Here is a 22,601-nt window from a genome sequence, read left to right as displayed (position 1 = left end):
ACGTTCATATGGGTTGTGGGTCATCATATTAAATCCTTACAAGTCTTGCATGAATTTCTACTATATATATGTATCTAGTGTACAACCATGACGGCGGAGTGGCTGGTGTAAGTGCACATTTTGGCTAACCTATGAACCAATCGCACAATTTCCACTAAAAATAGACTTTTGTACAACCATAGAAGTTTGGTTTCCATAGAGTATTAATGTATCAAAAATCAATTTAAAGGAGAGAGTGTAGTTATGACTAAATATCACGGGCATCATAATTGTGTTTACGAAACGGTGAGAGGCATTATCCGGGCGCAAGACGAGGTGGCCAACAATAACGGTAACGGATGTTGTACAACGAGTTGTGAAAAATCGATAAGCGAATTGTTATCTCCTGCAGCCCAGCCAGGGCGTACAGGTTTTTCCACAATCCCTTTCATTCTATACTGTAAAGGTGACTGTCAGCCGTTTATGCCGAGCGGTGTATTTACCGATGTAATCGAGGGTACGAATGACACATTTTTGAACTGTATTCAATCCCCGATCCTAAGAGTTAAAGGATTCACTGACGAAGATGAGAATTGTGTTCGTGTTGAGTTACTGACTGGGGTTAACAACGCTGATGAAGTTGTTAAACAAGAAGCAGATACAGTGTGTGGCTTTTTCGAAGATGCGTATGGTGAAAGAGCTAGAAACCTTATGGCAACGGGCATCTGTCTCACTCTTGATCTAGATTGCTTCTGTGCCATCCAATGTCTGGACCCGGTTAACCCACTCCCTGCATCCATGCTTGTTAACGGCTAAAACACAATCAAACCAAAGGCCAGCAGCTGGCCTTTGGTTTTTTTAAACATATTTATAGAACTCTATCAAAGAGAGTGCCATTATTACAATCATAATCATACCGATTCCTGAACCTATCTCCTTCATGGGGAGTTTGCCATTTTGCTTATTCTCAACCCAGACCATCCACGACACAACCGCAATAACACTGACTGCTAAGATCAATGCCGAGAAAGAGTTTGTCGGCTTAAACCAGTCATGCCAATGAATATTCATACAACGTCACCACCTGGTACATTATATGCCTGAAGCGGTTAAATTATAACGAAACCACCTGAGCACAAGTAAACCGTCCCATTATATACCTGTGCTATAATCTCATTCAGAATGGAGGTTCAAATATATGTCACCATTTACCAGACTGACATCAATTGAAGCGATCGATACGTTTATAGACGAGCACTCACTTGCATTTCTCTATATTTCCCGTGAAGGATGCAGTGTCTGCCATGGTCTTCTCCCGCAAGTGGAAGAGATGATGGAACGCTATCCAAATATCAGCTGTGCGCATATAGACGCGGACCAGGTGGCAGCAGTCGCCGGGCGTTTTTCAATTTTTACCGTTCCCGTGCTCCTTTTGTTTGTTGAGGGAAAAGAATACATCCGTGAAGCCCGGATTGTTCATATGGATTTGTTTGAAGAGAAAGTTGAGAAAGTTTACCGGCATATGGGATGAGGATATTTGGGTATTCGTTCCTTCGAGCAAAAAGCCTGATCCTCACACAATACAGGATTAGGCTTTTTTACGATTTGGTATCAAGTATAAGCTCACGCAGCTTGTTGGTCACTTCCGGTGTGGTTAGATAAACCATATCATCTTCAATGTACATGAATTGACTGGCCTGTCCCTTCTTGCCAAGGGTCAGATGCAGACCGTGAGTAGGCAGGCCACCGTCAGATTTGGATCCATATTCCACCAGCACATCATAATCCGGATTCGGCACAATTTTGTCAGATGCTTTTTCCGCCGTTGTTATCGCTTTTTGGAGAAATTCCAGTTCCGCCGGGTTCTCAAACGATAGGAAGTAATCTTCATTAATGCCACCGTCTCCCTTTGACTTAGAAATCTTCACCACAGCAACTTTTTCATCGAGGAGTGACATCGTTTCTGACTTCATCGGACAGCCAGCTATAAAGCCAATACTGCAAACAATGGCAAGCAGGGCGATTCTTCTCAACATGCACATTACTCCCCTCTTCTATCAACTATTCGTCTTTGTAGATACGCAGCATATCATTCTTTGGTTTCAATTTCCGATGATTTGGCCGGGTCAGATCGCCAAATTCCCGTGAAACCTCTACATATTGAACAGCCTTTTCATCCTTGGCAAAAACCAGCAACTGTATATCATCACGATAACTGATACCGCTCGGGTCTTTAATGCCAACTTCATCTTTAATAGAATCTTCCGGAGTATACGGTGTAAACAAAAAGGCTTCGTCCCATTCAAAATCTGTTAAATGCCCCAGCTGAATCGTGTCTGTTTCTCCAGACTGCATTCTTGCATGGATCGCCTCTTCTACACCTGAATTACGGTCAGCATTACTCAAATCGCATGCCGCCAATAAAAGCATAGCGCTAATTAATAGGAGCCCCAATTTTTTCAAAACATATCTCCCCCTTCAAACAGTTGTAGATGTATCAGCCGAATCAAGGAGGAGAACTCCCTCCCCCTGATACGGTCTGTCATTACTGCACAATAAATTCATATATTTCCAGATTGTATTTTTCCGGAAGATCTTCAGCTGTAACTTCCCCTTCAAAAACCGTTTCCCCTGTTTCGGTATTAAGGGCATAAATTTTCGGTGTGGTGTCAGACGCCGGATCATTCAGGAGGAGATATAGTTTATCCCCTTTTATAGTCATGTTAGAAAAGTTTCTCAGTCTCTCTGCATCTTTCATTTCTACCTCTAGCTCATTGATAATCTCCTGCTTGTCAATGTTATATTTAACGATTGTCATTCCAGTATCGTCTGTTTCAACAAAATACAAATTTTCCCCATCAAATAGATCGACTTGGCTTTTGTCCTCTAAGCGCTTAGGAAGATCAAGGTTCTCAGTTTCTTCAGTTTCAAGGTTAAAAACAACCAGATCACTTTCGATCACCTCAGGTTGCTGGATTTGATCACCTTTATCACTAAACTCTACTGTACTGTGATCTAGCACCTCTTTACGAAACACAACATAATCTTTCGGTGCAAGCGGATCAGTCACATGAAGCAAGCGAATATACGTCTCATATTCTTGTTGTTTAGAAGGGTCAATTTGATCCAATGGTTGGTCATCGACGAGCTCCTGACTGTTCAGATCAAATACATATAGATGAAGCTCTTCCTCACCCGTCCGCTTAAATAGGGTGGCAAACACTTTTAATTCGTCGCCAACCTTTTCCACACTTTCGATGGACGCATGATTGACTTTATTCGCACCTTCCATTAGATAAGAAAACTCATTTTCCTTGTCAGCTTTTTTATCAAGAACAGCCAAATTAAAGGTGAAATCTCCAGTCTCGAACGAACGAAAGTCGTACTCCACGGCAGCGTATGCCAAATAACTGTCATCTTCATACATGCTGCCCATCCAAGGGCTTTTCCCGCGCATGAATCCGCGATATTCGGTCGTCAGCCGTTTATACATTGGATCATGATTAATTCCGTTCAACCGTTCCCAATAGGAATAATCACTCATGTACTTCGAACCCTCTTGTGTAATGGTTATATTTTCGTCAATGGTATCTGTTGAATAATAACCATCTATACGCAGATTTTCTGCTTTTGCTTTATCTCCCTCAATGGTTTTTATCGTAAAATTAGGATTACCGCCTGAGGCCAATGCTACTTGCAAATAAAATGTTCCGAGTCCAAGCACAATGATCATTGTAATGGCTATGGATTTCCAGTATTTTTTCATGATTTGGATACCTCCTTAAATGCGTATTTTTTTATTCAGTAAATAACCACTCATAGCAAGTGATCCTGCTAAGACAATGACACCTGCCAATACTGTTAACAATACCAGTTCAGTTGGATAGAAAAATTGCTGCATCACAGTTTCATGTAAAATCAACGGCAAGAAGAAAACCAACCCAGCAATAAACCCGTACGCTACAGCGCCAATAATGCCTTTCCAGCGAAAACTTCTCTCAAATAAGATGCCTGTAAATAATGTCACAACTACGACGACTCCAGCACCATAAGTAAACAGAAATGCGAGGGGTTCTTCCGGAAATAAAATCCCCAGGTCAAGCATAGATCTGACTACTTCATGGAAACTCATATCCATGCGGAAATCTTTGGGAACCATCCATTGCATCACTCTAGCTTCCACCTGGTAGATAATAAACTGAAATGCGATAAATCCAAACGTCATCATAAGAATAGTTGTCAGTTTGGCATACAAAACATTCAGCCGTGATGTCGGCAACGTTAACAGGCGATAGGCAAATGTGTTTTTGCCAAACCAGTCTCTATACCATATGAAGAATATATAAAACGCAACGGCAGCGATACACAAGGCGATAGGTCCTCCAAACCACAGAGAACGAACCACATTGTGAAATGTCATATGTCCATACGTCGAGAGAAAGTCTGCTTGAGACATCATCTCGACATTTAATGACTCATTAGCATCTTTTAAATAATTTCTGGATGCTGTAATGACAGCGATCATTTGAGAAGTCAGAACGATGCCCAACAAAACAACATACACTTTCGCAATTCGATTAAATTCAAAGTTGACCAGTTTTAAATAACGCATCATCCTCTATACACCTCCCGCATCACGTCTATAATTGATTTGCCCTCGTTTTCTCTGATGTCTTCTACATTAAATGACCGATAGACCGTGCCCTCATCTAAAAGGACGGCTTTGTCAATCAGATGTTCAATATCCTGAATTTCATGAGTCGTGATGATAACGCCTCGGTCTTCAATCAAATGACTTGTGAACACTTCCGCGATCTGCTCCCGGCTGAACATATCAATCCCGGAAAACGGCTCATCCATAAGCACATAATCCACATCCAAAGCGAGACCCATCAGCAGGTTTGCCTTTGCCGTGTTACCTTTTGACAGTGTGCTGATCCGGTCATCTTTGTTTAAACGAAAGAAACCAAGCATTTCATTGGCACGTTCCGCATTCCAGCTTTCATAAAAGTCCGCCATGAAATCCATCGCTTCACCAATCTTCATTTGTGGCAGCATCGTGATCGCATCTGGAATAAAAGTCACTTTTTCATATGTCTTTTTATTGAGTTTGTTTCCATCAATTAATATCTGGCCTTTATTGATTGGTGTCAGATTCATAATCGCATTCATGATGGTCGTTTTTCCAACACCGTTCACACCGATCAAACACGTAATTTCACCTTTTTCCGCTGTAAACGAAACATCTTGCAGCACAGTTTTAAACCCGAATTTCTTCGTCATATTCTTCACTTCAATCATGGGGTGGCCCTCCTTTTTCACGTCCGGTGACGGATATTTTGTTTTAATCAGCTCAATCAGCTCCTCAAGAGGTACATTAACCGGTCTGACCGCCTGAACAAATTCTTCCACGGCTGTCGTAAGCAGCTCCTGGCGTACATGTTGAATCATGGCTTCATCATTCGTAATTTTGCTTGGCGTATTTCGTTCGGTCCGTATCAAGCCTTCTTCCTCCATTTCCTTGTACGCCCGTTGCGCCGTGTTTGGATTGATCTTAAGGGTATTCGCCAACTCCCGCCGTGATGGGATTTCATCACCCGGCTCCAGCTCCCCAGTCGCGATCTGGGTTTTAAAATGGCGAATGACCTGCAAATAGACCGGATCTCGTGTATTAAATTTTAACGTCATACGACTTCACCTCTTATCAGTGTGTGTATTAATTGGTTCATACACATAACACAAAAAAATATAACTGTTTACCTTTGCTATGAAGCTGTATCAAGGAGTTAATACACCATCTAAGTGTATTATATGCATCATACACTTGAAAGTCAAGACAAATTTAACGGAAGGGTAAATCCTTCCTATGATAGAAACAGTTCTTGCTTGGATAGCCCCAGTCCCTTCACCAAAGAAAATCTCATTCCAAGTTTCACACGGCACATGTATGTTAAAATGGTAAGGTTACTATGGAGAGGAAGTTGGTAGCATATGAAACTCATTTCATGGAATGTCAATGGACTAAGAGCTTGTGTCAGAAAAGGGTTTATGGATTATTTCAACACTGTGCAAGCAGATATTTTCTGTGTCCAGGAAATCAAATTACAAGAGGGGCAAATTGAACTGGATATGCCTGGCTATTATCAATACTGGAACTACGCTGAGCGGAAAGGCTATTCCGGTACAGCTGTTTTCACTAAATATGAACCAATAGATGTCCTTTATGGACTCGGGGAAGCCCCCAGCCAATCTGAAGGCCGAATCATTACGCTTGAATATGAGCACTTTTATCTCGTCACCGTCTACACCCCGAATTCACAGCGGGACCTCGCTAGATTGGATGTACGACTCGAGTGGGAAGATGCCTTTTACAAACACATACAAAATTTGGACAAAAAGAAACCCGTTATCTTGTGCGGCGATATGAACGTGGCACACAAAGAAATCGACATTAGGAATTATAAGACCAATTACGGAAACTCCGGATTTACTGACGCTGAGCGAAGCAAGATGACCCGGCTTCTCAACGCTGGATTCATTGATACGCTTCGTCATTTCCATCCGGATGAAACAGACATTTACACATGGTGGTCTTACATGAAAACTGTTCGGGAGCGGAACATCGGCTGGCGGATCGATTACTTTATCGTTTCTGAACGCTTAAGAGACAACCTTGAAAATGCCGCTGCACATCCACACATTTTTGGAAGCGACCATTGCCCAATCGAACTGGACATAGATCTGCCTGTCGGCTGAGGACCTCCTGGAAAAAGGTCTGATTGGGATAACTCGGGGAAGCTCTGATATAATAAGGAAAGAATGATACAGAAAGGCTGATCAAATTGACTGAACAGATCAAATTAACATCACTGACTTCGAAGGGCGGATGTGGCTGCAAGATTGGCCCCGCAGATCTTTCGAATGTGCTTAAGTCTTTACCGCAAAAACCTGCCCATCCTGATCTCCTTGTCGGCCTCGATACGAGTGACGATGCTGGGGTCTACCGGCTGACCGACGACCTTGCCATCGTGCAGACCCTCGACTTCTTCACTCCAATTGTTGATGACCCATACGATTTCGGACAGGTCGCAGCCGCCAATGCGATCAGTGACGTATATGCAATGGGCGGGACCCCCGTTACAGCACTCAACATCGTAGCATTCCCGATTGCGGAATTAGATAATGCCATTTTAACAGAAATTCTCAGAGGCGCCGGTGACAAGCTTTCTGAGGCAGATGTGGCCCTTGTCGGCGGCCATTCCATTGATGACCAGGAGCCGAAATTTGGTCTGGCGGTGACAGGCACCATCCACCCGGATCGTATTCGTACAAATGCTGGGGCACGTCCAGGTGACAAGCTTATTTTGACGAAACCAATTGGTGTCGGCATTATGACAACCGCTCTGAAAAGAGGTCTTTTGACAAACGATGAAATTCAGCATGTAACCGAAGTGATGACAACGCTGAATAAAACAGCGGCAGAAACGATGAATGACCACACAGTTCATGCTTCAACAGATGTGACCGGCTTCGGGCTGATGGGCCACGCCATGGAAATGGCCGAAGCAAGCGACGTCGGCCTGACCATCTATCACGAAGATGTACCTGTCTTGCCGAGAGCCGAAGAGTTGGCTCAAACAGGCGTTATTCCAGGTGGCTCAAAAAACAACTTTAATCATGTGAAAGATCGGATTAAGTACCCCTACGATATGACTGACACACGGAAATGGTTGCTCTCTGATGCTGTAACTTCTGGAGGTTTACTTGCTGCTGTAGACATCACAGAAGCAAATGATCTCCTCGAAAAATTGCAAGCAAACGGTATTGAAGCAGCCATCATCGGCGAGGTGACGGAAACCCCCGGGCAGATCATTGTGACGTAAAAAGACACACCATTGTAAGCGCAATGCCGCAACTCAAAGAAAGGTGTTTAGCATGATTCATGATATAAGCATTGAGAAAATATTGGAAGAACACAAAAAGCATCCACTGGCATTAATCGATGTCCGCTCTCCAAAAGAGTACCAGGAGGCGACTATCCCAGGCAGCATCAATATTCCTATTTTCAATAATGAGGAACGTGCTGAAGTCGGCACTTTATATAAGCAAGCTGGTTCCGAGGTGGCCAAACAACGCGGGCTTGAAATTTTTTCAGCGAAGCTCCCGGCGTTTATCGAACAATTTAAAGCACTTGATTCAGATATGGCAGTTTTCTGCTGGCGGGGCGGCATGCGGAGTAAAACCGCCGCAACGGTGCTCGACCTTATGGGCATTCAAGTAAGTCGGCTTAAAGGCGGCTACCGTTCCTACCGCAAATGGATCGTCAATCACCTGGATCAAGCCCCCATACATCCAGATCTTTTTGTGTTAAACGGTTATACTGGCTCCGGAAAAACAACGATCTTGCATAAACTCGAAGCATTAGGGGAACCGGTTATTGATCTTGAAGGTATGGCAGGTCACCGGGGATCTATTTTTGGCCATATTGGTTTGAAGCCAGCCAATCAAAAAACATTTGATGCTTTATTGTTTGAAAAGCTAACGGCTTATCAGCAAAAAAGCCATATATTTATCGAAGGCGAAAGCAAGCGCATCGGGAAAGTCGTTTTGCCGGACGCCTTTTTCCATCAAAAAGAGACGGGCAAGCAATTATTCATTGAATTGCCCATTTCTGAACGTGTGAACAACATCCTCGAAGATTATCACCCATGGGACGCTCCGGAAGCGTTTATGGAAGCTTTTTCGCTGATCAAAAAACATATTCATACGCCGGTAGCCAAAGAGGTCGAGACACATCTGATTCATGAACGGTATCCTGAAGCCATTGAACTGCTGCTGAAGTATTATTATGATCCAAGATATGAACACAGCATCAGCCATTACACCGACGATCAAAAGATTATCATAACAGCTCGCAATGCCGATGATGCAGTGGAAAAGATCATGGATATGGTAAAAAAACACCAGGTTTAATCATTTGTTCATGTTCCGTTCATAATCTTCGTGTATAGTAGGATTCATGATAGGAGATTATTTGGAGGGGACTTTATATGAATGGATATAGCAAACTATTATTGAGGGTTTCGGCATTATTTGCCTTGGGTGGTGCTTTTCTCGGTTCACATATGGCCGGATCAGGCGGATTGGAATTCAAATCGGTACACGCCCATATTCTTGTAGTCGGATGGTTAAGTTTATTTGCTTGGGCCGTGTTTTATAAAATCTTTACACCAGCAAATAAGCTGTTGGCAAAGTTCCATGTTTGGACTGCTATCATTGGAGCTGTTGGGCTGACGGGCGGCATGTGGCTGTATTACGTAAGACCATTTGGCATAGACGGCCCATTCCCCCTCATCGGTTTCATCGTCGGCGGCTCAATTCTAATGATCAGCTTCCTGCTATTTGCCATCTTGACATTCATGAAAACCGAAGAAGATCAATAACACAAACACGCCTGTCCACCACACCAGGCGTGTTTTTTAATGAGTTTTTTACCATGACTCCTGTTTTAAAAGAAAGTTACCTTCACAATTAGCACGCTTAACGAACAGTACTTGGAATGATTGCTTCTGGCAACCGCTCGGGGAAAACACTCCGCGTTCCGTGGGCGCTGCTGAGCCTCCTCGCGCTACCGCGCTCCGGGGTCTCACCGAGGCTTTTTCTCCCACTGGAGTCTCCGTATTTTCCCCGAGCTAAGTGAGGAGTGCTTCCCTTTCACATTTCTAATAAGAGCAAAACCGTCCAAGCAATCAATAAACATAGAGTGATTGGAGCGGAGGGAAGTCGACTCCTGTGGGAACAGCACGAGTCCGAAGACCCCACAGCGCGTACATTAAGGATGGTCGACTAAGACCGTCCTTTGCGGACAACGTCGACATACCCCTTGCCGGGGCAAGGAGGCTGAGGCCGTGCCCGAGGCTAGAAGACCCTGTGAAAGTGGGGTTCTTGAACAGATGTCGCACTTGAGCTGTGATAAAGTTAAAGCGACTTCCCCCAGCGAAAATCACGGTGCTCTTATATACATTGATGGGTTTTGATCTATTATGCTTTTTAGTTCGCAGTCTACGGAATCTGTGCTTCTAGGTTATTTCAAATTCTACTGCCAGGTCACATTCTTCTTCAAAGCCGTCTATCCAGATTGTTTTTACGACTCGGTAGGTTCCGGGTGGAAGATCATCAATTGGGACCGTTTGTTCATAATTCCCGCGCGGTTCTACTGCTATTCCAATGTCGTTAAATGAGCGTTCCAATGGGACAACCCGCCACGTTTCATCCACTCTCTTCTCAATCTGATAATACTTTCCCAAAGATATAACGGTCGGCCCATCATTCTCCATTTTGATATGGGCTTCATCAGCAGATGTACTGAAATTTGTCTGGTCAATGGTCAATGCAGCGTTTACTTCTTTTACAGGAACATGTATATAGGAAACGAGTGTATCTTCCACAAGACCGTTTTCGCGCAAAACCTGCACACTGAAAACATAGCTTGAGTCCCTTTCTGTCGGCACCCGCCCATGCATAATGGTATGTGTGCCCTCCACTGTTTCAAGGTAAATGGTTTCATCCAAAATAACTTCTTGCGTTTCAAATTCCTCTCCGACCTCATCTAACTTGATACGAACATCTTTGTTTACATTTACGGCATCACGTTCATGAGCAATCAAATCAATCGACCACTGATCCCCAGGATGCATGGTCCCAGCCGGCATGCTGAACCCTAGAACACCATCTCCATTGTGCAAAAACCATTTGCCGCTCGGAAGCTGATATGTGGTGTTTTCGAGTAATTGGTCGCCAGCTTCCGAGGGAGGCGGCAGTATCGGCTGTGCAACTACATTTCCTGTTGTCACAGAATCAGATAAGTCACCCGATCCAACTTCCCAATCCTTTTCCGCACTTTCTTCTGTATTCGTATTCCCTGAATTTGCTCCACAACCAGCAACAATTAATAAGAAAGCAAGACCTGACCACATGATATGCTTGTACACCGAGCGCCCCCCCTTTTTTCTCAAATATTCGAATCATTACTTACTTATATGACGGACGATCGCCTTAGAAAGTTTCACTAAATAATAAAAACGCTCAGAATTAAGCACTGAGCGTTTAGAGTTCATTCATATTATAATCAGAAAAATAACGAGACAAGCCATGGGGCGGCATAGAGAACCATGAATTGCACCCCATAGTTGATCCCTTTTCTGTGAAGGAATCCTGCCACAAGTCCGATTAACAGAACACCGAATATATTAACGACACCTGCTTCCATAAAAGCAAGCATTAAAACGAGACCGAAGAATAACCCCAACATAGCTTCATGAGGTACACGTTTAAACACAAAAGCACAAATGGGCTGAGCATACTTAATTGTGACATAATACGTGAGCGCAATCGCAACCACAGCACCGATTACGCTGGCAAAAATAAAATCTCCCATTGAGAGCAGATGGTGCATATTATGCTCTTCCGTAAACACCGGTGGCGCCTTAAACAATGCGTTGGCCGGTCCGATTGCAGTCGGGGAAAGCGGAAGCCCTATGGCGATTAATGGGATAAGCGTTCCGGCTATGTAAGAAGCGTTCGTCAAACCATCCATAGCGGAGATTGCTCTAGTCGCTTTTTTCACAGGGTTCTTAATATGACTTGTCAGAGCTTCCCCAAGAAAAATCGTCATCCCCACAGGGCTCATAAAAAAAGTAAGAACCCCAAGAAACGATGCCATAGAGGTTGATCCGATTTCCTTTTTATCAAGAATTTTAAATGGGTTCGGAAATCCTTTCCCTCGTTCTGTTTTATATAACGAGATATGTTTAAGTCCATAACGGGGCATTTTATTGCGAATATGCGGAATCAGCAGCTCAAACAGCTTTAAAATAACAGGTCCGATTGTAATACCCAAGAAAAAAGAAATAAACACAGTCGTGCCCTCTGGTACAATTCCCGTTTTCCAATACAGCTGGCGCAAACCTTGGATTAGAAATGCAAATGGGACAATGGACAACAGGGCAAGTCCGCGGTTTTTCGTCATGAGTGCCAAAAAGATTGCGCCGCCTAAAAAAACCTGCCCCGAATATTCAGCTATTAAATCCTGCAAGGGGATTAAAGCGCTTGCCAGCAATAAACTGGTCGGGATGGCAATTATGGTCCCAAGAACGGATCCTGAAGCCATCTTTCTTATACTCACATCCGGCATACCGTGCTTCTTCAGTATCATGGCGTAGTCGACCATCGGCGCCGACATTACCCCGCCGGGAATGCCCGCTACCGCAACAGGAATAGAATCAGTCAGCTTTTTTGCTATGATGGCTGACATGAAAAATGTAAGAATGACAACCGGCTCGAAACCTGCCAACACAAGTACGAGGGTCACAGGAGCAAGCACGGCCGTTTCATCGGTGCCTGGAGCAATACCGATGATGGTATAGAGCACAGCGCCCACCATGGCGGCTGCAATCATTTGTAAAATTAATTCCAGTTCCATTACTCCTGCTCCTCCTCAACGTATTTGAATGTGCGCTTTGGCTTGATGATTACACTTGCAATTACAAATCCAACAATTGCACCAATCAAACCAAAAATAAGTGGCTTCGGCGGCTCATCAGGCGCAATCAAATATCCGCCAAGTGTCGTCACACTGCTGATGAACAGACTCAACACAAGATCTTTAATTTTTATTAAATCAGCCCAGACTTCTACATAGTCTTCTTTTGGACCGTTTGGTTTATCTGACATATGTACACCTCTTTTTTGTATCCATATCGTTTTGATTATACATGGGTTCATTTCGTTTGTGAAACATTTTACATGTTTGGTCTGCATGTTTTTTAAACCCGAATCATAAAGTAAAAAGGATGCATGCATAATATGAGCCAAATGACCAAACATAAACATGACAAATTTACAGGAGGTTTTTCTATTGCCAAACCAACAACAAAACCAGAACATGCAGCAGTCCCCGAACATGCCACCGCAGCAGAACCATGGCGGGCATGAACTATTCGATTCACATGAAGCCATTTCGACCTTAGTTGGAGGTCTGGAACAGTATATGCTTTATGAACAGCATATTCAGGATCCCGAACTCAAAGACATTCATCAGCGCCACAAAACGTATATGACACAATTGTATAACACAATCGTAGAAACATTGAAAACCGGGCAAGATCCTAAGGTTCCAACGCAAACCTATAACATGCAAATGGAAAATGACGTCGTGTATGGCACCCAACCGGGCCAGCCGAAGACACCGGCTCAGTCGCCGACGGAAATTAATGATCAGTGTGTCTCAGGATTCATGATGGGGCAGCTGAAAGCATGTGCATCTGGATTTACCATGACAGCACTTGAGGCGACGAACCCGGTTCTCAGGCGTGTGTTTGCAGACAGTGTACCGAATATGATTGAGCTTGCGTATGAGGTCTTCTTATATCAGAACAAGCATCAGTATTATCAGGTCCCTCAGTTAAAAGATCAGGATCTGCAAATGTATCTGAACAGCTTTGCCCCTGTTCAAAACACTATGCCGCATTAAAGTCAAACCTCTTTAGTCGCCTGTCCATCACGGTAGGCGACTAAAGTTTAAAAATGCATACAAAAGGGAATACCGTAATACTGACTTACCTTTTGTCACAAAGCCTCCATACAAAGACCTATTTTCCTGGGAATTGGTGGATTTGTGCTAAGAGATATTGCAATTCAGAGGAAAATTGATTACAATAGTATCTTGCTATGAAGTTCTCAAGGAGAATGAAAACTTTCGAGGTGAATAAAATATGAAGAACGTCATGTCTTCAAAAATCGGATTTTTTACTGTTGCTGTTCTAGCAATCTGGTTAAAATCCTATCTCATCTATCTATACGAATTTAATCTGGATATACAAAACAGCATGCAGCAGTTTCTATTATTCTTTAATCCTTTAAGCTCAGCCTTGATTTTGTTAGGCATTGCCTTGTTCGCAAAAGGACGAAAAGCAGGCTTGTTCGTGATCATTCTTCACGGTCTGATGAGCTTTCTATTATATGCTAACGTCGTATTCTATCGTTTTAATACAGACTTCATTACAATCCCGACCCTGACGCAAACAAGCAACTTTGGCAGTCTGGGCGGCAGTATTGCAAGTCTTGTAGCATGGCATGACCTACTATATCTTGTCGATATCGTATTGTTGGTGGCCATGTATATATGGGCAAAGCCGAACTGGTCCCCAATGCGGATGCAAAAACGCAAGCCTATGCTGATCATTATGGCGGGTATGCTTGCATTTGTCGTGAACCTGAGTCTTGCTGAGGCCGACCGTCCACAGCTTTTGGAGCGGACATTTGACCGTAACTATATCGTGAAGTATCTCGGTGCATACAACTTTACAGTGTATGATGCGATTCAAAATGTCAAAACATCTACGCAGCGCGTACTTGCAGACAGCAGTGATATCACTGAAGTCGAAAACTATACCAAAAATAAATACGCTGAACCGAACGAAGACTTATTCGGTGTCGGTGAAGGCAAAAATGTAATTAAGATCCATTTAGAATCGTTTCAGTCGTTCCTAATAGATTACAAGCTTCATGGTGAAGAAGTAACACCATTTATAAATTCTCTTGTACATGACCAGAGTAAAGACTTTACGTACTACGAAAACTTCTTCCACCAGACAGAACAAGGAAAGACAGCAGATGCTGAGTTCATCATGGATAACTCCATGTATGGATTGCCTCAAGGTGCAGCCTTTGTTACAAAAGGCAACAACACGTACCAGGCTCTCCCTGCTATCATGAAACAACAGCAAGGATACACGTCAGCTGTGTTCCATGGTGACAATAAATCGTTCTGGAACAGGGACCAAATCTATAAATCTTTTGCTATTGATGAGTTTTATGATTCAGCCTATTACAACATGAGTGAAGAACAAGTTATCGGTTATGGACTAAAGGATAAGCCTTTCTTCAAAGAGTCTATGCCGTATCTTGAATCAATGTCTGAACCGTTTTACGCACACATGATGACCCTCACTCATCACCATCCTTATCTGATTGATGAAGAGGATGCTACGATTGCACCAGCTGAAACAGGTGATGGGTCGGTAGACCGATATTTCCAGACAGCTCGTTATCTGGATGAATCCCTTGAACAATTCTTCAACGACCTGAAAGAATCAGGGTTGTATGAGGATTCCATCATCATGATTTACGGCGATCACTATGGCATTTCGCAAAACCACAACCGTGCAATGCAAGAATTGCTTGGCGAAGAAATTACACCATATAAGAGTGCGCAACTGCAGCGTGTGCCATATATGATTAAAGTACCTGGCGTTGACGGTAAAGGTACTGTCGATGATTATGCCGGACAAATGGACGTCATGCCGACATTGCTCCATCTGCTTGGCATTGATGCTCAAGACTATATTCAATTCGGTACTGACATGTTTTCTGAAGGTCATAAAGAGTTCGTTCCATTCCGTAACGGTGACTTTATGACACCGGAATACAGCAAAGTTGCTGGTGTCTTCTATGACACTGAAACTGGGGAAGCCATCGAAAACCCCACTAAAGAAATGCAAGAGATGGACGAAACGGTCAAAAGAGAACTTGAGCTTTCCGACACAGTCCTTTACGGGGACCTGCTCAGATTCTACACGCCCAATGATGAGTGGGAACCTGTAGACACGAGCAACTACCGTTATGAAAAAGAAGAATAAACCAACACCCGGTATGGAGCACTCCATTCCGGGTTTTTCATTTGTAGTATGTAACACTTTGTCCAGATTATACCCACATATTTTGGTGAAGTTTTGTTCATAATAAGTGTGAACAACAAAAAGGGGTTGAATTGCATGGGCAGAGACGAGCATAAAAAATCAAAGGGCAGAAACATCATGGCCCAGACGCCGAAACAAGAATTGACCGACGGCGCCGATATTGAATTCAGTACAGAACTCGCGGACAGCGAAGATCAAAAAGCGCTGGCAAGACGAAAAGCAGCTGATCAGCGTAATAAAACCCGAAATTAACATTGCAAAAGCGGCTCTATGCCGCTTTTGCATTACATAAAATTTGCAACTGCAAGTGCTAATCCTTACAATCAAGATAGAAAATGAATGGAAGTGAGACCAACAGCATGAGTAAAAAGAATGTAGATGATTATTTAACAGAAGGTATCCATGGTCCCCGTCGTCCAAAAGAAGGCGAACGTGCCTACTTTCTCGGCACACTGAGGGAAAGAATTGTCCTTGCCCTTACAAAAGGACAAGTCATGACCGACAAAAGTCTGGCCAAGCTTGAAGAAGCGTTGAAAGAACATCCAGATGCGACGTTGTTGATTAATGGCACAATCTCATATCGGTTTTTAAAAGCTGAAAAAGACTTGGCGAACAAATATAATGTTGCTTACACAGTCATAACCAATGAAGAAACAGATACAGACATTGGTGCAGTATTAACGTACGATTTCGCCATCGACCGTGAAGACATTTTTGTTGAAGATGAAGTCGTGAGCAATAATCCGAAACCCCAAAAAGACAATGGTTCTTTGCTCGGCAAAATAAAGCGCCTATTCTCCTCTTATAAATAAACAGCCCCGATGCGCCGCAGCATCAGGGCTGTTCCATTTTGATCTATAGTTTCTGTCCATAGTATTTATCTAGTGAAAATCCGCGACCAAGGATTTCAGAGGCATTAAGGAAAACAACAAAAGCAGTTGGTTCCTCAGTTAAAAGCATATTACGCAATTTCACAGCTTCTGTTTGTTCAGCAACACACAGGATCATCGTTTTATCCTGATTGGAATAACCGCCGACAGACCTGACTTTAGTCAAGCCTCTGTCCAGATCCTCCCTGATCATGCGCTGCACGTTCGCTTCATTTTCCGTAATGATCAGGATCAGTTTGGAAGAGGTTGTTTGCAGCTGCACTTTATCAATCACCTTGCTCGTCAAATAAATACACATTAAAGCAAATAAAGTCAATTCCAGGTTAAACACGATGATTGAGCTTACAACCACAATGCCATCAACCGCGAGCTGAGAATAGCCACTTGAGAGGCCGGTTGCTTTTTTCAAAACTTGAGCGATGGCTGCGGTGCCACCTGTTGAGCCCCCGCCACGGTAGACGATTCCTAGGCCTGCCCCAAGCACAATCGCTCCGTATATAGCACCTAGGAGCGGATTGGTAATGGTGTAGGGAATATTTGCCGTCAGTCCAATAATAAACGGAACCCAAAATGTTCCAACCAAGGTTTTAAAACCAAAATCTTTCCCCATAATCAGCCATCCGATGACAAAAATTGGAGCGTTAATCAGAAATTGCGTTACACTCGGGCTCCAGCCAAACATTTCATTCAAAACTGTACTGACCCCGGAAATGCCGCCAGCTGCCAGTTTAGAGGGTAATAAAAACATATTATACGACAGCGCCACCAGAGTCGCGCCAAGAATAATCAGGGCATAATCCTTGCCAAGCTGTTTTCCCTTTGTTTCATTTTTCATACGTATTCCTTCTTTCAAAAGCACTAATGTCCACTGATACATTCTAAAATTGTTAGGTGCACCTGTCAACTTGCATTTTTTCTCATAATATCCAGGACATCTTCAAATACTATAGATGGAGGTGTTCAGTATGAGCCAACCTTATCGTTGTCCAAACTGCAAAACAAACCGATCCAGATTCAACATCATCGAACAGGTGGCTAATCCTGTTCGGCTCGATCCTGAAACAGGAGATGTCCTCAATGATTATTCGGATGGATCAGCCGTTGAAGTTTTCCATACCGCATACAATGGTCCTAAACACAGAATTCAATGTGCATCATGCGGACTCGTTGAGGATGAGAGGACGTTTATCCAGTTTGGTCTTAGAAAAGATTAATCGAAAGGAGTTTTAAACATGACTAAAAACCGTAAAGGTCCAAAACAGCAAGATAAACCCAATTTGCCCAAAAGCCCGGAACAACCGTATGGTGAACCACTCGACGGCTCCCATAAAGTCAAACAGCGGAACCACACACGACAGAAAAAAGGTGCATCACACGATATGTGACTTCTTCAACCTGAAGATCACTTCAGATTATGTATAAACAAAACTCCGGCCTAATCACATTAGACCGGAGTTTTGTTTGATTCCAATATAACCCTTGCTAAATTACAGTATAAGTAAACTGCGAACTAACTATACAGATCTAATGACTGCCACTGGCAACCGCTCGGGGAAAACACTCCGCGTCCAGTGGGCGCTGATGAGCCTCCTCGCGCTGCGCGCTGTGGGGTCTCATCTAGGCTTTTGCTCCCACAGGAGTCTCCGTATTTTCCCCGAGCTAGATATGAGAGGTTATTCTCTAACTCTTATGTGAGTAAAACCGTCCAAGCCACGGTGTTTGTCAACATAGTTGTCGCATGAAGCAGTTTAGCTTCTTTAAATTTCACGCCATATGACCATAGCTACCGCGCTTTGCTTGCTGCCCTGATGATTTGAAATGAAAGGGAAAACCATTCTTTCATTTCAAATCATCAGGTGATAAAAAACCCATTCTATTAATCTCCTATAGCCAATAAAGTCTCTTCACGCATAGGATTCAATGCAACCTCTTCATGAGGTGACCAATCCCTTGTGTTTCTTGCGCCCCAGCGTTCTGGATGATGTTGCTTTGCTTGTTCATATACGTCATGCCTTTTTGCCAATATATCTTTAAATTCTCCACTATGGCATTGTGCAGGGGTCACGAAATTTAAACCGCTGTGTAAATGAACCTCGTTGTACCACTTAATAAACTGTCCTGCCCACTTTCTCGCATCCTCCAAGGAAGCAAACCCTTTATGAGGGAACTCAGGACGGTACTTAAGTGTGCGGAACATTGCCTCCGAAAATGGATTGTCATTGCTTACGCGCGGCCTAGAGAACGAGCTTTGAATGCCCAAGGTCTCAAGTAACCCAAGGAATGTCGCGGCCTTCATAGGGCTGCCATTATCAGAGTGTAGTACCAAAGGGCTGCCTTTTATCCCCTCTTTAAGCACAGCTTTCTTTACGAGTTTCTCAGCGTATTGGGCCTCCTCTGATTCCCATACTTCCCAACCCACAGCTTTGCGACTGAACAGGTCAAGAATCAAATACAGTCGGTAGAACAGTCCTTTCACAGGCCCCCCAAGCCATGTGATATCCCATGTCCAAACTTGGTTCGGCGCAGTTGCTAGATGGCTTTCAGGAACCCGTCTTTTGGGCTTCTGACTGCGGCCACGATGATTCTGCATTTCTTCTTCACGCAGTACGCGATAGAAGGTCGATTCAGATGCGATATACTTCTCCTGATCGGCCAGTTGCGGCACAATCTGAGTAGGAGGTAAATCGGCATATTCTTCTCGGTTCACAACTTCTAAAATTTCTGCCCTTTCTTCTTCCGATAGTTTATTTTTAGGCGTGGGCCGTTTGGCATGCGGGCGTTGATCGACTTTGACATCGCCTTCAGACACCCACCGCTGATAGGTCCGCACATGAATATGCAATTCTTCACATGCCTTTGAAAGACGTGCGCCATTTCGATTAGCTTCTTGAATCAATTCCACGGCACGTGCGCGATCTGGTGGGCCTATCATTCGTCCTCTTGGTCCCCCCAAATCGCTCGGGCCTTTTTTCTTAGGAGTAACAATGCGGCAGCTTCTGCCAGCGCCTTCTCCTTTTTTTGAAGATCCTTTTCCAATGTTTTGGATCGCTGTTTTTCCTCTTTTAGTTGTCCAGTTAACGCTTTGGCTTGGTTAAAAGCATTGCCGTTTGCCTGAAGGCAAACTTGTTGCCAAGCATTAATCTGTTCACGGTACAAGCCTTTCTTGCGGCAATACTCCGCTATCTCCTCCTCATTCATGGCATATGTTTCCATAACAATCAAAAACTTATCTTCACTGCACCAACGGTCGCTGTTTTGTCCGTTTCCAGGTGTTGCCGCACCTGACTCCCTGGCCTCTTTCCGCCATTTATACAACGTTGCGTCGGAAATACCTACTTCCTCACTTAATGCCTTTACGGATTCATTTTGTGGTGGCATCATCCGCTTCACTATCGCAGCCTTTCGTTCTTCTGAATAACGTATCCCATTATTTGTCATTACGATGACCTCCGTGTTATTTAGTTAATCATACCACGTTTGCCTCGTACGACAACTATCCTAACAGAGGGGGGCCACTTAATAACATAAAGTGATTGGAGCGGAGGGAAGTCGACTCCTGCGGGAACAGCACGAGTCCGAAGACCCCACAGCGAGTACATTAAGGAGCATTCCTGTAATGAAGAAATTTGAGGTTTGAACAGAAAAGAGCCCTCTTGGTATAGTACAGGGTGTCATGATCATGACCCCGAATTAAATAAATACCAAGGAGGACTCGCAATGAATTATAACCAAAATCACAAAATCGCGCAAATCACAGAATCCACATTGATCGTGGGGATTGACATCGCAAAAGACAAACACGTAGCTCGCGCACAAGATTATCGAGGTATTGAATTTGGCAAACGATTGATCTTTGAAAATCGAATACACGGTTATCAAAAGCTGCTTGATTGGGTAGCTAGGCTTCAAGAGGAAAACCAAAAGACACATGTCATGTTTGGCGTTGAACCGACTGGCCACTTTTGGAAGAGTCTAGCCTACTACCTGAACGCCAAAGGTTATGACTTTGTGTTAGTTAACCCGATGCATGTTAAAAAAAGCAAAGAGCTGGACGACAATTCGCCCACAAAAAATGATACGAAAGACGCACGTGTTATTGCACAGATGGTTAAGGATGGTCGATACTCTGTACCGAACCTTCTTGACGGTGTTTATGCCGAGTTAAGGGAAGGGATTAAATTACGAGATCAACTCACCAAACAGCTGATGATTGTCGAAGGACGCATCCAAAACGCCATACAACGGTATTTTCCGGAGTTTGATGATGTGTTTAATGACTGGAATGGTAAGACAGCTATTTGTACACTGCGTGAATTCCCATTCCCATCTGATATTCAGGATATGACCCCTGAAGACGTGCTTTCAACGTGGAAAACAGTCGTTAAAAGTGGTGTGGGCATCAAACGTGCCAATCAGCTTGTCCAAGCTGCCCAGAAAAGCATTGGTGTTCAGATAGGTTTGCGCTTTGCCAGGCAGGAATTACAGACTCTGCTTGATCAATATGAATTGTACAACCAACAACTTGTGTCATTGGATAAAGAGATCGAAACACTTATAACAGATCTACCTGGAGCTAAAGAAATGATGGCTATTAAAGGCATTGGTCCCACGACAGTGGCCACGTTTTTCGCCGAGGTCGGAGACCTCTCCAACTACAGTCATCCCCAGCAAATTGTAAGTATGGCTGGTCTATCCTTAAAAGAACACAGCTCGGGTAAATTCAAAGGGCAAACACGAATAGACAAGCGTGGACGCAAGCGATTGAGAAGAGCGATCTATTTAGCTGTGCGCCCACTGGTAGCACATAATTCGACGTTCAAGACATTGCATCATTATTACACCACGCGTCCCGATCGTCCTTTGAAAAAGCAACAATCTCTGATCGCTTTGTGCGGTAAGTTGATACGTGTCTTATTCGCCATTGGCACGAAGCAGTGTGAATTTGATGGAAGTAAACTACTACAAGGACTACCTGAATTACAAACAAGTCAGGTGGCATGAATATTGATGTTAACTACTCCACGTAGATAAGTGGTTCTGAATGAGCGATTAATAAACCTTTTTAATTCATTTGGGATGTTTCAACAAATGCATCTGATGGCCTTAGGATTGAACAAACACCAATAGTGCAGAGTCGGAGCTTATTTAACCCATTCGGGCAATAGACCCAGCTAAGGAGCATTTCCGACCTCCACCTTGTGGATACGCAGGACGAAGGAATGTATGGATAATAATCCCGTGATACATGGGAGGGTGAGCGACCATAAGTTGTGTGGAGATTTTCAGCACGGTTATCACGTCTCTTGTCACCAAATGTTCACAATTTGGGCGTTAGGATGGCATAGACTACGTCCGAAATTTCCGAAATCAACACCTGATACTCAACCCGCATTCAATATGTCAATGAAGTGTTTGAGTAATTCTAAGAAAGTAAGAGCATTTTGGAGATATTTTAATTATATAGAGGGAGGGTCGACTAAGACCGCCCTTTGCGGGCAACGTCGACATACCCCTTGCCGGGGCAAGGAGGCTGAGGCCGTGCCCGCGGCTAGAAGACACTGTTTAAGTGGTTTTCTTGAACAGATGTCGCACTTGAGCTGTGATAAAGTTAAAGCGACTTCCCGCAGCGGAAATCACGACGCTCTCACAAACATATATGGTTCAATTTGGATATATCGGAAATTTTGCATGCGATATCGGAAATTCTGAGGTTATATCGGAATTTTTGAAGTGTATATCGGCGTTTTCAACTCATATATCGGAAAATCACATGAAATTGCCATATAAGTCGTAACTTAAAACTTCCCCGAGAATTTTTATGTAGGTTTATAAAGTTTTCTTTGGTTCGCTGTTTGTGTCTACTGAGATGGGAAGTTTGTGGATGTGTTAATCAGTCTTGGGCTTGGCTTGTTTTGAGGTAATGATCTCTTTGCAGTCGGTAAACGTTTCCAATATAATGGAAGGTACAGATAGA

23 protein-coding genes and 2 pseudogenes are annotated in these 22,601 nt (G+C 43.6%); 13 read left to right on the top strand and 12 right to left on the bottom strand.

The genetic code is table 11. The annotated features are described in order from the left end of the window. The first annotated feature begins 243 nt into the window (after nt 1–243). Nucleotides 244–795, top strand: coding sequence for a CotY/CotZ family spore coat protein (locus tag JNUCC1_RS10160; protein WP_156645295.1), 552 nt, complete (start codon nt 244–246; stop codon nt 793–795). 42 nt (nt 796–837) lie between these two features. Here the strand turns inward: JNUCC1_RS10160 and JNUCC1_RS10155 are convergent, their stop codons facing one another. Beyond that, entirely contained in the window at nt 838–1,050 is a 213-nt protein-coding gene (locus JNUCC1_RS10155) for a hypothetical protein (RefSeq protein ID WP_156645294.1), read from the bottom strand. A gap of 127 nt (nt 1,051–1,177) precedes the next feature. On the opposite strand from JNUCC1_RS10155, the gene JNUCC1_RS10150 reads away from it, so the two are divergent. Next, nucleotides 1,178–1,510: a thioredoxin family protein gene (locus tag JNUCC1_RS10150; RefSeq protein WP_156645293.1), complete on the top strand. Its 333-nt coding sequence runs from the start codon at nt 1,178–1,180 to the stop codon at nt 1,508–1,510. 67 nt (nt 1,511–1,577) lie between these two features. Here JNUCC1_RS10150 and JNUCC1_RS10145 read toward each other — a convergent pair whose 3' ends face one another. The 6 genes and pseudogenes from JNUCC1_RS10145 to JNUCC1_RS19235 all read right to left on the bottom strand — a co-directional run. After that, nucleotides 1,578–2,015, bottom strand: coding sequence for a hypothetical protein (locus tag JNUCC1_RS10145; protein ID WP_156645292.1), 438 nt, complete (start codon nt 2,013–2,015; stop codon nt 1,578–1,580). Between the two features lie 25 nt (nt 2,016–2,040). Further along, complete coding sequence (locus tag JNUCC1_RS10140) at nt 2,041–2,442, bottom strand: hypothetical protein (RefSeq protein WP_156645291.1); 402 nt, start codon at nt 2,440–2,442, stop codon at nt 2,041–2,043. A gap of 82 nt (nt 2,443–2,524) precedes the next feature. Continuing rightward, on the bottom strand, nt 2,525–3,745 hold the full coding sequence (locus JNUCC1_RS10135; RefSeq protein WP_156645290.1) for a hypothetical protein: 1,221 nt from the start codon (nt 3,743–3,745) through the stop codon (nt 2,525–2,527). 15 nt (nt 3,746–3,760) lie between these two features. Continuing rightward, nucleotides 3,761–4,594: a hypothetical protein gene (locus JNUCC1_RS10130; RefSeq protein WP_156645289.1), complete on the bottom strand. Its 834-nt coding sequence runs from the start codon at nt 4,592–4,594 to the stop codon at nt 3,761–3,763. Beyond that, nucleotides 4,591–5,280 (bottom strand): ATP-binding cassette domain-containing protein, encoded by a 690-nt coding sequence (locus tag JNUCC1_RS10125; RefSeq protein ID WP_156645476.1) that lies wholly within the window; start codon nt 5,278–5,280, stop codon nt 4,591–4,593. Before JNUCC1_RS10125 ends, JNUCC1_RS10130 begins: the two co-directional genes overlap by 4 nt. A gap of 192 nt (nt 5,281–5,472) precedes the next feature. Continuing rightward, nucleotides 5,473–5,667, bottom strand: a pseudogene (locus JNUCC1_RS19235) (GntR family transcriptional regulator); the annotation flags it as partial. A 303-nt stretch (nt 5,668–5,970) separates the two neighbouring features. Here JNUCC1_RS19235 and JNUCC1_RS10115 point away from each other — a divergent pair. From JNUCC1_RS10115 to JNUCC1_RS10100, 4 genes are all read left to right on the top strand, one after another. Next, a complete protein-coding gene (locus JNUCC1_RS10115) occupies nt 5,971–6,735 on the top strand; it encodes an exodeoxyribonuclease III (protein WP_156645288.1) in 765 nt (254 codons plus the stop codon). 77 nt (nt 6,736–6,812) lie between these two features. Then, complete coding sequence (gene selD, locus JNUCC1_RS10110) at nt 6,813–7,862, top strand: selenide, water dikinase SelD (protein ID WP_231784186.1); 1,050 nt, start codon at nt 6,813–6,815, stop codon at nt 7,860–7,862. A gap of 52 nt (nt 7,863–7,914) precedes the next feature. After that, on the top strand, nt 7,915–8,952 hold the full coding sequence (gene mnmH / locus JNUCC1_RS10105) for a tRNA 2-selenouridine(34) synthase MnmH (RefSeq protein WP_156645286.1): 1,038 nt from the start codon (nt 7,915–7,917) through the stop codon (nt 8,950–8,952). A gap of 77 nt (nt 8,953–9,029) precedes the next feature. Beyond that, nucleotides 9,030–9,422: a hypothetical protein gene (locus JNUCC1_RS10100; RefSeq protein ID WP_156645285.1), complete on the top strand. Its 393-nt coding sequence runs from the start codon at nt 9,030–9,032 to the stop codon at nt 9,420–9,422. Between the two features lie 636 nt (nt 9,423–10,058). Here the strand turns inward: JNUCC1_RS10100 and JNUCC1_RS10095 are convergent. The 3 genes from JNUCC1_RS10095 to JNUCC1_RS10085 form a co-directional block, all read right to left on the bottom strand. Further along, on the bottom strand, nt 10,059–10,970 hold the full coding sequence (locus tag JNUCC1_RS10095) for an immunoglobulin-like domain-containing protein (RefSeq protein WP_156645284.1): 912 nt from the start codon (nt 10,968–10,970) through the stop codon (nt 10,059–10,061). 137 nt (nt 10,971–11,107) lie between these two features. After that, nucleotides 11,108–12,460 carry a tripartite tricarboxylate transporter permease gene (locus tag JNUCC1_RS10090; protein ID WP_156645283.1) on the bottom strand — a complete coding sequence of 451 codons (1,353 nt, stop codon included), beginning with the start codon at nt 12,458–12,460 and terminating at the stop codon, nt 11,108–11,110. Next, nucleotides 12,460–12,711 carry a hypothetical protein gene (locus tag JNUCC1_RS10085; RefSeq protein WP_156645282.1) on the bottom strand — a complete coding sequence of 84 codons (252 nt, stop codon included), beginning with the start codon at nt 12,709–12,711 and terminating at the stop codon, nt 12,460–12,462. Before JNUCC1_RS10085 ends, JNUCC1_RS10090 begins: the two co-directional genes overlap by 1 nt. Nucleotides 12,712–12,895: 184 nt before the next feature. Between JNUCC1_RS10085 and JNUCC1_RS10080 the strand changes: the two genes are divergently transcribed. The 4 genes from JNUCC1_RS10080 (at nt 12,896) to JNUCC1_RS10065 (ending at nt 16,549) form a co-directional block, all read left to right on the top strand. Then, nucleotides 12,896–13,510 (top strand): spore coat protein, encoded by a 615-nt coding sequence (locus JNUCC1_RS10080; protein ID WP_231784114.1) that lies wholly within the window; start codon nt 12,896–12,898, stop codon nt 13,508–13,510. A gap of 241 nt (nt 13,511–13,751) precedes the next feature. After that, a complete protein-coding gene (locus JNUCC1_RS10075) occupies nt 13,752–15,677 on the top strand; it encodes an LTA synthase family protein (RefSeq protein ID WP_156645280.1) in 1,926 nt (641 codons plus the stop codon). A 108-nt stretch (nt 15,678–15,785) separates the two neighbouring features. Continuing rightward, nucleotides 15,786–15,989, top strand: a complete 204-nt coding sequence (locus JNUCC1_RS10070) for a YfhD family protein (protein ID WP_331713700.1) — start codon at nt 15,786–15,788, stop codon at nt 15,987–15,989. Nucleotides 15,990–16,096: 107 nt separating this feature from the next. Then, entirely contained in the window at nt 16,097–16,549 is a 453-nt protein-coding gene (locus JNUCC1_RS10065) for a YueI family protein (protein ID WP_156645278.1), read from the top strand. A 43-nt stretch (nt 16,550–16,592) separates the two neighbouring features. Here the strand turns inward: JNUCC1_RS10065 and JNUCC1_RS10060 are convergent, their stop codons facing one another. Next, nucleotides 16,593–17,462 (bottom strand): YitT family protein, encoded by an 870-nt coding sequence (locus JNUCC1_RS10060; RefSeq protein ID WP_156645277.1) that lies wholly within the window; start codon nt 17,460–17,462, stop codon nt 16,593–16,595. 130 nt (nt 17,463–17,592) lie between these two features. Here JNUCC1_RS10060 and JNUCC1_RS10055 point away from each other — a divergent pair, with 130 nt between their 5' ends. Together JNUCC1_RS10055 and JNUCC1_RS10050 are read left to right on the top strand one after the other, a co-directional pair. Continuing rightward, the gene (locus JNUCC1_RS10055) at nt 17,593–17,841 is read left to right on the top strand and encodes a DNA alkylation repair protein (protein WP_156645276.1); all 249 of its coding nucleotides are present in this window, start codon (nt 17,593–17,595) and stop codon (nt 17,839–17,841) included. 18 nt (nt 17,842–17,859) lie between these two features. Then, nucleotides 17,860–18,012: a small acid-soluble spore protein P gene (locus tag JNUCC1_RS10050; RefSeq protein WP_156645275.1), complete on the top strand. Its 153-nt coding sequence runs from the start codon at nt 17,860–17,862 to the stop codon at nt 18,010–18,012. A 491-nt stretch (nt 18,013–18,503) separates the two neighbouring features. Here the strand turns inward: JNUCC1_RS10050 and JNUCC1_RS10045 are convergent. Beyond that, a pseudogene (locus tag JNUCC1_RS10045) lies at nt 18,504–20,065 on the bottom strand (IS3 family transposase). A 279-nt stretch (nt 20,066–20,344) separates the two neighbouring features. Here JNUCC1_RS10045 and JNUCC1_RS10040 point away from each other — a divergent pair. Beyond that, nucleotides 20,345–21,628: an IS110 family transposase gene (locus JNUCC1_RS10040; RefSeq protein ID WP_156645274.1), complete on the top strand. Its 1,284-nt coding sequence runs from the start codon at nt 20,345–20,347 to the stop codon at nt 21,626–21,628. Nucleotides 21,629–22,601: the final 973 nt, after the last annotated feature.

Origin of the sequence: Lentibacillus sp. JNUCC-1 (assembly GCF_009741735.1) — a bacterium.
Classification (GTDB): domain Bacteria; phylum Bacillota; class Bacilli; order Bacillales; family Amphibacillaceae; genus Lentibacillus_B.
Note: the sequence above shows the minus strand (reverse complement) of the source record. Positions and strands in the feature narration are given on the sequence as shown.

Excerpts from the sequence above, each read along its gene's own strand:
- JNUCC1_RS10160 (WP_156645295.1), top strand. The coding sequence starts at position 244 with ATGACTAAATATCACGGGCATCATAATTGTGTTTACGAAACGGTGAGA.
- JNUCC1_RS10155 (WP_156645294.1), bottom strand. The coding sequence starts at position 1,050 with ATGAATATTCATTGGCATGACTGGTTTAAGCCGACAAACTCTTTCTCG.
- JNUCC1_RS10150 (WP_156645293.1), top strand. The coding sequence starts at position 1,178 with ATGTCACCATTTACCAGACTGACATCAATTGAAGCGATCGATACGTTT.
- JNUCC1_RS10145 (WP_156645292.1), bottom strand. The coding sequence starts at position 2,015 with ATGTTGAGAAGAATCGCCCTGCTTGCCATTGTTTGCAGTATTGGCTTT.
- JNUCC1_RS10135 (WP_156645290.1), bottom strand. The coding sequence starts at position 3,745 with ATGAAAAAATACTGGAAATCCATAGCCATTACAATGATCATTGTGCTT.
- JNUCC1_RS10130 (WP_156645289.1), bottom strand. The coding sequence starts at position 4,594 with ATGATGCGTTATTTAAAACTGGTCAACTTTGAATTTAATCGAATTGCG.
- JNUCC1_RS10125 (WP_156645476.1), bottom strand. The coding sequence starts at position 5,280 with ATGATTGAAGTGAAGAATATGACGAAGAAATTCGGGTTTAAAACTGTG.
- JNUCC1_RS10115 (WP_156645288.1), top strand. The coding sequence starts at position 5,971 with ATGAAACTCATTTCATGGAATGTCAATGGACTAAGAGCTTGTGTCAGA.
- mnmH (WP_156645286.1), top strand. The coding sequence starts at position 7,915 with ATGATTCATGATATAAGCATTGAGAAAATATTGGAAGAACACAAAAAG.
- JNUCC1_RS10100 (WP_156645285.1), top strand. The coding sequence starts at position 9,030 with ATGAATGGATATAGCAAACTATTATTGAGGGTTTCGGCATTATTTGCC.
- JNUCC1_RS10090 (WP_156645283.1), bottom strand. The coding sequence starts at position 12,460 with ATGGAACTGGAATTAATTTTACAAATGATTGCAGCCGCCATGGTGGGC.
- JNUCC1_RS10085 (WP_156645282.1), bottom strand. The coding sequence starts at position 12,711 with ATGTCAGATAAACCAAACGGTCCAAAAGAAGACTATGTAGAAGTCTGG.
- JNUCC1_RS10075 (WP_156645280.1), top strand. The coding sequence starts at position 13,752 with ATGAAGAACGTCATGTCTTCAAAAATCGGATTTTTTACTGTTGCTGTT.
- JNUCC1_RS10065 (WP_156645278.1), top strand. The coding sequence starts at position 16,097 with ATGAGTAAAAAGAATGTAGATGATTATTTAACAGAAGGTATCCATGGT.
- JNUCC1_RS10060 (WP_156645277.1), bottom strand. The coding sequence starts at position 17,462 with ATGAAAAATGAAACAAAGGGAAAACAGCTTGGCAAGGATTATGCCCTG.
- JNUCC1_RS10055 (WP_156645276.1), top strand. The coding sequence starts at position 17,593 with ATGAGCCAACCTTATCGTTGTCCAAACTGCAAAACAAACCGATCCAGA.
- JNUCC1_RS10050 (WP_156645275.1), top strand. The coding sequence starts at position 17,860 with ATGACTAAAAACCGTAAAGGTCCAAAACAGCAAGATAAACCCAATTTG.
- JNUCC1_RS10040 (WP_156645274.1), top strand. The coding sequence starts at position 20,345 with ATGAATTATAACCAAAATCACAAAATCGCGCAAATCACAGAATCCACA.